The organism is bacterium (assembly GCA_040755795.1).
Lineage (GTDB): Bacteria > UBA9089 > CG2-30-40-21 > CG2-30-40-21 > SBAY01 > JBFLXS01.
Genome location: JBFLXS010000130.1, coordinates 1 through 9,480, shown reverse-complemented (window position 1 = coordinate 9,480; position 9,480 = coordinate 1). Strand labels below are relative to the sequence as shown.

Annotated in this window: 11 protein-coding genes; all 11 read left to right on the top strand. The window is 35.3% G+C overall.

What is annotated here, in order from left to right:
* Nucleotides 1-569: 569 nt before the first annotated feature.
* The 11 genes from AB1414_09765 (at nucleotide 570) to AB1414_09715 (ending at nucleotide 9,377) form a co-directional block, all read left to right on the top strand.
* Nucleotides 570-1,607, top strand: a complete 1,038-nt coding sequence (locus tag AB1414_09765) for a hypothetical protein (protein MEW6607719.1) — start codon at nucleotides 570-572, stop codon at nucleotides 1,605-1,607.
* 111 nt (nucleotides 1,608-1,718) lie between these two features.
* Nucleotides 1,719-1,943 carry a hypothetical protein gene (locus AB1414_09760; protein ID MEW6607718.1) on the top strand — a complete coding sequence of 75 codons (225 nt, stop codon included), beginning with the start codon at nucleotides 1,719-1,721 and terminating at the stop codon, nucleotides 1,941-1,943.
* The gene (locus AB1414_09755; GenBank protein MEW6607717.1) at nucleotides 1,930-2,607 is read left to right on the top strand and encodes a nucleotidyl transferase AbiEii/AbiGii toxin family protein; all 678 of its coding nucleotides are present in this window, start codon (nucleotides 1,930-1,932) and stop codon (nucleotides 2,605-2,607) included. Before AB1414_09760 ends, AB1414_09755 begins: the two co-directional genes overlap by 14 nt.
* A 14-nt stretch (nucleotides 2,608-2,621) precedes the next feature.
* Complete coding sequence (locus tag AB1414_09750; GenBank protein MEW6607716.1) at nucleotides 2,622-4,472, top strand: AAA family ATPase; 1,851 nt, start codon at nucleotides 2,622-2,624, stop codon at nucleotides 4,470-4,472.
* Nucleotides 4,469-5,095, top strand: coding sequence for a 4Fe-4S single cluster domain-containing protein (locus tag AB1414_09745; GenBank protein MEW6607715.1), 627 nt, complete (start codon nucleotides 4,469-4,471; stop codon nucleotides 5,093-5,095). Before AB1414_09750 ends, AB1414_09745 begins: the two co-directional genes overlap by 4 nt.
* Before the next feature lie 64 nt (nucleotides 5,096-5,159).
* Nucleotides 5,160-5,519, top strand: a complete 360-nt coding sequence (locus AB1414_09740) for a four helix bundle protein (GenBank protein MEW6607714.1) — start codon at nucleotides 5,160-5,162, stop codon at nucleotides 5,517-5,519.
* A gap of 33 nt (nucleotides 5,520-5,552) precedes the next feature.
* Nucleotides 5,553-6,731, top strand: a complete 1,179-nt coding sequence (locus AB1414_09735) for a hypothetical protein (GenBank protein MEW6607713.1) — start codon at nucleotides 5,553-5,555, stop codon at nucleotides 6,729-6,731.
* A 6-nt stretch (nucleotides 6,732-6,737) separates the two neighbouring features.
* Entirely contained in the window at nucleotides 6,738-7,313 is a 576-nt protein-coding gene (locus tag AB1414_09730) for a hypothetical protein (protein ID MEW6607712.1), read from the top strand.
* Between the two features lie 101 nt (nucleotides 7,314-7,414).
* Nucleotides 7,415-7,993: a nucleotidyltransferase domain-containing protein gene (locus AB1414_09725; GenBank protein MEW6607711.1), complete on the top strand. Its 579-nt coding sequence runs from the start codon at nucleotides 7,415-7,417 to the stop codon at nucleotides 7,991-7,993.
* Complete coding sequence (locus AB1414_09720) at nucleotides 7,965-8,399, top strand: HEPN domain-containing protein (GenBank protein MEW6607710.1); 435 nt, start codon at nucleotides 7,965-7,967, stop codon at nucleotides 8,397-8,399. The genes AB1414_09725 and AB1414_09720 overlap by 29 nt, the downstream gene beginning before the upstream one ends.
* Before the next feature lie 138 nt (nucleotides 8,400-8,537).
* Nucleotides 8,538-9,377, top strand: a complete 840-nt coding sequence (locus AB1414_09715) for a hypothetical protein (protein ID MEW6607709.1) — start codon at nucleotides 8,538-8,540, stop codon at nucleotides 9,375-9,377.
* The last annotated feature ends 103 nt before the right edge of the window (nucleotides 9,378-9,480 follow it).

The window sequence follows — 9,480 nt, the reverse complement described above, 5'->3', positions numbered from 1 at the left end:
TAATTCATCGCAGAGACGCAAAGGAAAAATAAATGTAAAATGTAAAATAGGAAATGAAAAATGGGAAATTTTAGGACTTCGCAAGACTCATTACCTTTCAGTTATACATTTTTATTGGACATTTCTCATTGGACATTATCCATTTTACATTTAACCGCACAGGTCGAAATTTATGGAAAGCCATTTACCGATATATTGTCCCTATGGGACATTATTTGTATGAGATTTATTTCTACCGATATATTGTCCCTATGGGACATTAAATGAAGGATGAGGTAGAATTTTCAACTCGGATAAACATATTAAGATAATCGCAAAGCTATAACCGACTTCCTTATTTTTCAATAGGTTTGGAAATCTATCCCTCTTAAAATTGTCAAAGTCAGGAAAAGGTAGCAGATAAGGGGGATATAGTTGTTGTCCTTAAACCTGTCAGAGCCTGCCCTGATGAAAATCAGGGAACAGGTTTTTGCCCTTTTTGGTGCTCAGTTAAAAATCTTTGTTGACAATAGAGAAAGATTTTGGTAACATATTCCCATAATGGGCAAACCCCGTTAGAGAGGTGAAATATGAGTGGATATAAAAGGTCATCTATTACTTATGACCCAAGGGTAAATCTTCTCTTTGCCATTAGGAATCAGAAGACTAAAGCTGTAAATAAGATAAACTTACTTAAGAGCCAGGTTGAAAGATTATTTCAGCGAATTGAAAAAGAAAAATCTTCTGCAAAGATTGAGGCTACTATAAGTTGCCTCAATCAATATATGGAAACCGTCAAATCCAGGCAAACAGATATTGAGGAAATTACAGGTTTTTTACCCGAACTTCCTGAGAGTCCTACCTCAGTAGCTCTAAACACCCTTCAAGATATGGATAAAGTAATCTCCAATACCGAGACAAAAAGCAATAGAATTGAATCTGAATTGGAAACAGTAAACCGGCAAATCTATGAACTCAAGAGTGTAGATAAGGATATTGTGGAGGTAGAACTTGAGCTTGAAAAAATTAGTAATCTCCTTAAAGAGAATGATACAACTTTGCAACGATGGGAAACTCAGGAACATAAAGATTTAAATGAGCAGAAAGAGGAACTTACAAAGCACTTATTTGATTATAAAGAGGCTTTAAAGCAAAAAGAAGTGGTCTCTACCCAAATATTAAAAGAACTCCTAATGCAAACCAGGGAACTTATAGATAAGATTGAGGCTACTGCTTTAGAATCAACAGAAAAAGATAAATTGCAGGAAAAAAGGCTCTATTTTGTAAATAGTCTGAAGGAGGTCTTTAAAGAATTAGGCTTTAGGATAAAAACTGAGCTTGCTTACGAAAAAGAAGGGGACTTAAATAGCCGAATCACTATAGTCTTTCATAGTGCCTACTATGGGGATGTGGACTTTTATATCCCACTTAAGGGAGAGATAGCTTCTGATTCAAAGATTTCCCTGGAGAATTGTGAGGTAGAATATAAAAAGGTCTCACGATTGCTTAAGGAAAGATTTGGGCTGAATAGTGAGTTTAAAAGGGAATTGCAAACAGGGAAACCAGAGGATAAATACGAAACCGCAATACCGCAACCTGAGGTGTTAAAAACTATGGAGAGAGGGTAGAGTTGAGGGTTTAGAGTTTAGTGATAAAAATGGTTATCAAATTTCACTAAACACTAAACAAAGCTCACTAAACACATACGTTTTAGCTTAGGAATGAGGAGGTTTTTATAAATGAAGATAAGACCAAAGAGATATATAGTTTGGTCAACCAATAAAGAGATTGACCTTAATGACCCCTGGCAGAGGAAGTGGTATATTAAACAAGTATTAACACACGGGAGGGCAGAGGATATTGCTGAGTTAGACTGGGGTGAAATAAAAAGGCTTCTCTCTGAATTAGATTTGCCTATAGAAATAAAAAAGGTTTGGGAGAATTACTTCAATGCTGGAAGGTAAAAGAATAATAACAAATCTTCAAAAGGAAATTTTGTCTCTATTTTCTCAAATTCCTGACTATGAAAATTTTTATCTCTCAGGTGGAACTGCCCTTTCGGAATTCTATCTGGGTCATAGACTATCTTATGACCTTGATTTTTTTACCTCTAAAAATGACTTAATTCTCCCATTTTCTGAAGCAATGGAAACAAGATTAGAAAAAGAGGGATTTTCGGTAGTTGCGAGGCGTAAATTTCAAACATTCGTTGAGTTTAAATTGGGTAAAAAGGAAGAAGAAACAATAATTCATTTAGCCTATGACTCCCCTTTTAGATTTGCTCCATCCCTTTCCTCAATCTTTGGGGTTAAGGTTAGGGATTGGACGGATATAATTGTTGACAAACTACTTGCCTTCTTTGGTAGAGCCGAACCTAGAGATGCAATAGATTTGTTTTTCATATTAAAGAAAGAAGATATTTGGCACTTGTTAGAGCTGGCAAAACAAAAAGACCCTGGTTTTGATCTTTATTGGTTAACTGTAGCCCTGGAAAAAGTAAGGATTTTTCCCGATAGTATTTCTCAATGGCCTGTGGATATGCTTGTCACGGTAGATATTAAAGAGTTAAAGGATACATTTTTGAGCCTTGCTCGTAAAATTATGGATAAGATAAAAAAGGTGAACTAAGGAGGAGAATAAACATGACTAAACCAAGATGGCAACAGGAATTTGAGGATTATTTGAAGATAAAGAATCTGATAATTATATCAGGTAATACCTCTGATAAATACCTCTATCAACCAGATGAGGAAATACCTGATTTTACCTCTACTACCCTTATGGACTATCTTATGAACTCTATCAAGAAGGTATTACCATCCCCTTATATTTTAAGCCAATACGATATTGTTAATAAAGAGAGGATTATTCACTCCAGTTCTGATTCCTCTGATGATACCATCACAGGCTCGGCAGATTCAAAACTTATTCAGGATATCTTTGGGTTGAGAGAGGCATATCGCAGAAGAAGAGAGAAGAATCTTTCATCTTGTTATATAATTAACTGGGCTGAGAAATTGATAAGTAACCCTGAGAAGAATATTTATTCAGAAGAGGAGAAGAAGATTATCGTAGCATTACAAAATCTCATTGAAGAACTGACAAAAAATCAATATCTTGTCTTCATTACACACTGTCTTGATTATATTCCCAATGAATTATGGGAAAATAACCCCAAGGTTGCCAGGATTCAAATTCCTTTATTAGAAAGGAGTGAAAGAGCGACCTTATTTGAAAAATTACTAAAGGTTCAAGAAGAGGATATAATGAAATGTGTAAACCTCACCGAAAATCTAAGGTTTTTAGAGATAGAGCAGCTTTATAATGTATCTTCTCGTGATAATGATAATAGACTTAATGTAGCGGATTTTGAGAAAAGGGTCTATACATATAAATATGGTCAACGAAAAAACTATTGGGCAGAGTTGACCTGGGAGAAATTGAGTAAGGCATTTGATTATTTTACCGCAGACATAAAAGGTCAGAATGAGGCAATCAGTGCAGTGATTAAGATTATGGAGGCGGCTAAGGTGGATATTGATAAGGTTACCGGTGGAAGGATTAATGCACCAAGAGGGGTGCTGTTCTTTGCTGGAGTTCCTGGTGTGGGCAAGACATTTGTGGCTAAAAAACTGGCTAAATTTCTATTTGATACTGAAGAGGCATTAATCCAGTTTAATATGTCCGAATATAGAGAAGAACATACTATCTCTACCTTCTTAGGTTCACCTCCAGGTTATGTGGGGTATAGAAAAGGTGGCGGGATATTGGTCTCCAAATTAAGAGAGAAACCATTCTCTGTCATCCTCTTTGATGAAATAGAAAAAGCCCACCAGGATATTCTACTTATCTTCCTCCAGATACTTCAGGATGGAATAATTACTGACAGAAGTGGTGAGTCTGCCTCATTTTCTCAGGCAGTCATCATCTTTACCTCAAATGTAGGGAATAGACAAAATGTAGTTGAGATTAAAGATGATACAGGAAATATTAGCGAAAGGTTTGTGGAAAAAGAGAAGGTGGATAATCTAAAGAGAGAAAAAAATCAAAAGGGGATAAAGGAGCACTTTCATCAATGTGTGGTAAATTTTTTTAATAACGAGCTTGGAAGACCTGAGTTGCTTAGAAGAATAGGAAAACAAAATATCATACCTTTTAACTGTATTTTAGACGAGAAGGTAACGGAGGATATGATTCAACACTACTTAAACCAGATTGAGACACATTTCAATAAAGCCTATAAAGAAGGGATATTGGATGTGGATATAAAGTTAACCATAGACCGAAATGTTATCCCTTACTTGCTTAATAAATATAAGGGAGAGATAATAGAATTTGGAGGTTCTGCTGTGGTAAATAGCATCGACCAGGAGATTCGACAATTTCTTCCCAGATTTCTTCTTCGTGAAATATATGGGAAAAATTTAAAAAAAGGCGAGATACAAATATCTACTGATAGCAATGGAAACCAATTAGGATTTCAAGTAAAATGAGTATTTTACTAAACATCGGCAGTATATCCACATCTTCATTGGTGAATGGTCCGGGGAATAGGTTTGTCATCTGGGTTCAAGGATGCTCTCTAAGGTGCCCTGGATGCAGGAATAAAGAATTTCTTCCACAAGAGCCAGGGCACCTTATAGATATTGAGAGATTAGGGGAGGTAATAATCAAAATCCCTGATATAGAAGGGGTAACATACTCAGGTGGAGAACCATTTGACCAGGCAGAGGCTTTATACCATCTGAGTATTGTTTTGAAAGAACACGGATTGTCTATTGTCTCGTATAGCGGCTACACATACAATGAACTCCGGGGAAAAAACGACAAATATGTTAACCTGCTCCTTTCCCAACTGGATATATTAATCGATGGACCATATCAAAAGGATAAACCTACAACCTTACTATGGCGCGGAAGCAGTAATCAAAAGGTCTATTTCTTTAATAACCGATATGCAATCTATAACGACCTGGTAGATAAAGAAACAAGCCAGATTGAGCTTTCAGTAAGTGAGGCTGATGGATATTTAACCGGTATCTTCTCAGACGACCTTATGAATAAGGTCAAAAAGGGACTGCAATCTTATGGGATAAGTTTAGTGTTTAGTGTTTAGAGTTTAGTGTTTAGAGATGTCTTATCAAAGTTCACTAAACACTAATCTCAAGAAGGGTTGAGAAATGTTTAATTTTGAAAAGTTAGAAGTATGGCAGAAATCAGTAAAGTTTACAAATATGGTATATGAGATAACTGAGAAGTTTTCCAAAGATGAAGTTTTCGGGGTAACGATGCAATTAAGGAGGGCAAGTGCCTCGATTGCTTTGAATATAGCAGAAGGTTCTGGTAGAAAATCACGAAAGGAATTTGCACATTTTCTGAGTTTATCCTATGGATCAATTTGTGAGGTTATAACCCTATTAAAAATAGGCTTAGCAAGGAATTATATATCTCAACAAACATATGAACTTATGTATAAGGAATGTGAAGATATTGCCAGAATGATAAGTGGCTTATCAACTTCACTGAACACTAAACACTAAACAAAGTTCACTAAACACATAAGAGGTGATAGAATGTTTAATGCTTTTGTGGAAAAAGAGACAATTAAAATAAGACGCAAGAAATTGTTTTGTCTGTTGGATATGAGCAGTCCTATGTCAGACCAGGAAGGGGAAATGTTAAAAGCGATTATTAATCGGGCTAAATATTTTGATACGACAATTAGGATAGGACTGTTAGGCTTTGGGAATATGTTAGATGAATCATCGTTGCAAAACCTGGAACAAACTACTTCTGAACTAAACATAAACATACAAAAATGGTGCCTCCCAATAAAAACCTTTACTGAAATGCATAAGGTAACCCAAAGGGGTAGATTTATCACCCCACTCATAGAAGGGGCATTTACCAAATTTAATGAAAAGGAATTTGAGCTGATTGTCTTTAATAAAAATCCGATATACGATTTCAAGGATTGGCAAGAGGCACTAAAAGAAAGATTTAACAAGATTCTCCTTTTCAATTTCTCAGCTGAGCTAAATATGTATCCTAACTCCGAGATAAAGTATCTTTCTATTGTAGGAAACGAAAGCATCGAAAGACTTAATGAGTTGGTTAAAACTACCCTATTTGAGAGCGTCATAAGTGATTTCAAAATCTTCTTTGACAATAAAGCTATCCCTTTTGATTATAGCATTAAAGCGGATACAGAACCCATAGAGACCTGTTTTAAACTTGAAGATAGCCATCTCTGCTTAACCAGCAAAACAGGATTAAAGGCGAGAAAGCTTGATATAAATCTGTGTGTCTATGGCGAAACATCAGTTGATATTGCCATAAATAATAGTCATCCACTACCAATAAGTGTCAGCTCCTCTTCTCTTCCTGAACCCAAATTTATCTCTGCTGATAATGAGAAAAGGCGCTACATAGATGAAATTATTAAATCTGCAGGTGAACGAAAGGTTACGACTCAAGAGACATTAGACCGAGTTATCTCCCAGTCAGAGATTGAGGAAGGGAGAATTTCATCCATTTGCCTGGGTAAAACCTCATTGATTAAGAAGGATTCTTATGCTGTCTATGAGAGGGATGTGGTATTTATTGATGAGAGCACTTTCTTTGTAAGAATACAGGATAATTTACTGCTTAAGGTATGCAAGGGTGAAAGGGATATTTTAAAACCCTCTAATACCGCTCCCTTGTTATTTTCTCTTGGAGATGATGAGTATATCTTATTTGAAGGGGACTGAAAAATAATGGAATTCAGAATAGATAAAACTCGTGCTCCAGTAGTAAAGTTTTCTATAGATAAATACATTCAGGTGCTTCCAGTAACCAAGTATCAATTTGAAAGGTTTGTATGGGAATCTGCACCTTCTTTAGATTATGAGACGATGCTAACAGGAAGGGTTTCACCCGGTGAGATTAGCAGAGAAAATCTCTCTTATGCCTTTCTCTCTAATATAACTTTTGAAGAGGGATGTGAAATTTCTCACTGGTTTGGGGCAAGACTCCCTACGGTAAGTGAATGGGAGAATGCTTACGATACAGCCTTCAGGGATGAGAATCTATTTGAGGAAGCATTGGAATATATGAAAACAACCCAGAAAATAGAGAGAAGAATATTAAAACTGCTTGAGGGATTATGTAAGCTTGGGATAAAGAGAAGCGATTTGGGGTGTGGTGAGCTTGTCTCTGAATTTTCACAAGAGCCTTATGGCAGGATTTATCTGAAATACAGCAATAAAGAAGAGGCGTTGGTTACAGGGAGTCCAAGTAGAAAGACAAGAGACAAAAATTTCGGCTTTTGCTGTGTATTATCGGAGAATTAGATGTAGAGTTAAATGATGCCAATAATCACATAAAGGTTGATTTATGTATGCTAATTGCATATAATTATATGCGTAACACATATGGAGGGTAAAAAAACAAAATGAGAGAATTGACCAAAAATAAGGCTGAATTATTAAGACTTTTCTTAACTAATCCTGACCAATCTTTTTATATGCAAGAAATTGGCAGGATTTTGGGTAAAAAACCGGGTAATTTTCAGAGAACCATAAACAATATGGAAAAGGAAAGGGTTCTGATTAGTGAATATAAAGCCAATGCAAGATATTTTAAAGCCAATAAGGATTACCCACTATATAATGAGTTAAAAAGTATAGTTTTTAAAACCGTTGGGGTAGCCGGTAGTATTAAGGAAATCTTAGAAAAGATTGGCTCTATTAATTATTCTTTCATCTATGGCTCCTATGCAAAAGACAAAGAAAGCTATCTTTCAGATATAGACCTCTTTATAATTGGAGATTGCGATGAAGATAAACTTATCAAAGAACTCGACCGATTAGAAGAACTTTTAAAAAGGGAAATAAACTATAAATTATATAGAATGAAGGAGTTTAAAGAAGAAATTGAGCAAAAGAATCCATTTCTTTTAGAAATATTAAGAGATAAAATAGTAATGTTAATAGGGGTAGAGGATGAATTACGAAAAATTCTTACAGGATAATCTTATAAAGGAACAAAAACCTGATTTTAAACAGATAGAAAAGCAGTTAAAAAGGGCACAAAAGGATTTAAAAACTGCTGAGTCGGTTTTAGATATAGACTTAACATGGTCTTTTGCTATTTCTTATCATGCTATGATAAGAGCTGGTAAGTCATTGATGTATTCTCAAGGATACCTCCCAACGGCAAAGAATTCACACAAAACTATTGTTGAATTTACAAAGATGATTCTGGGAGAAGAATACGAAAACATTATTAGTCGCTTTAATCGTATGCGCCGTCAACGGCATGATTTTATTTATGACTCTGAAAACGAAATTACATCTTCTGAAGCAAAATTAGCCATGGCCACTGCCCAAAAATTTATTGAGAAAATAATCGCAATTGTAATGAAAGAAAATCCTTAAGATGGAAAGGGAGAAAAGTTCAAGGGATAAAGAAGATTTATCATTTCTTATTGGTGTAGTTAGAAGAAGAGGAGAAATAAGATTAGATTAAAGAGCTCTGTTTAACCATATATTCAAGGAAGTAAAGGAGATGAAACTATGATTACCTGTCCATTCTGCCCTGAATTTCATAATGACTCAGTAAGCGAATGTCCCGATAAAAAGATAAAAATACCCCCAGTTTATATTAATGAGGTTAAGGAAGGCACACCTGTTGTGTTTGTATATACTATAGGCTACAGGGGTTATGGCAAAACCTGTTTCTTTGGTAGCTTCTTTTTTACACTCTATGAAGGCTTCATATCAAAGATATGGCCTAACTTTTCATTCTTAGGATTAAATCAGGAAACCCTGAATGACATCCACTCAAATTATGTTATCCCTTTGAAGCAAGGATACCTTCCTGGTGCCACACCGGTAATGTTTCGCACCCCTTTGATACTCCTCCTTCAAAATATTCCACTCAAAGTAAAGGGATTTAGAGGATTATTCAAAAAAGGATTAGAAGTGAAGAAGATTATCTTTGTCTTCTATGATGTTGGTGGAGAAACCTTTGAGGTTGATGAGAGGATTAGAGAAAATCTACCTATTTTAAATAAGGTTAACACAATGGTATTTTTGATAAGCCTGCCGAAGATTCTTGAAGAAGACCTTCAATCTGCTCCACAGAGACTACATAACCTCTTTAATACAACCTTCCTTGCACTAAGGGGACGGACTGAAGAAAAGAATGCCTTGCTCTGCTTTATCTGGGCAGATGAAATGTGGGGTAAGGATAATATCTATGGACCGTTAGCTAAGAAACGAAGTGATAATGTTCCATCTATTGAGGAAATCCCTCATTATCTTTATGAATTAAAAAGGCACTCCTTTGATATTGACATATATATCAAAAATAAATATCCTGCCTTTTACAACGCTGATTTCGATACTCCTTAATTAGAAGTCATTAATTTTATTTTGAGTAAATTTAAGCCTATATTTCAGGTTTTTTATATTAAGAAGTATTATCTTAAAATGGTTTTCTGCCGATAATAGTAAA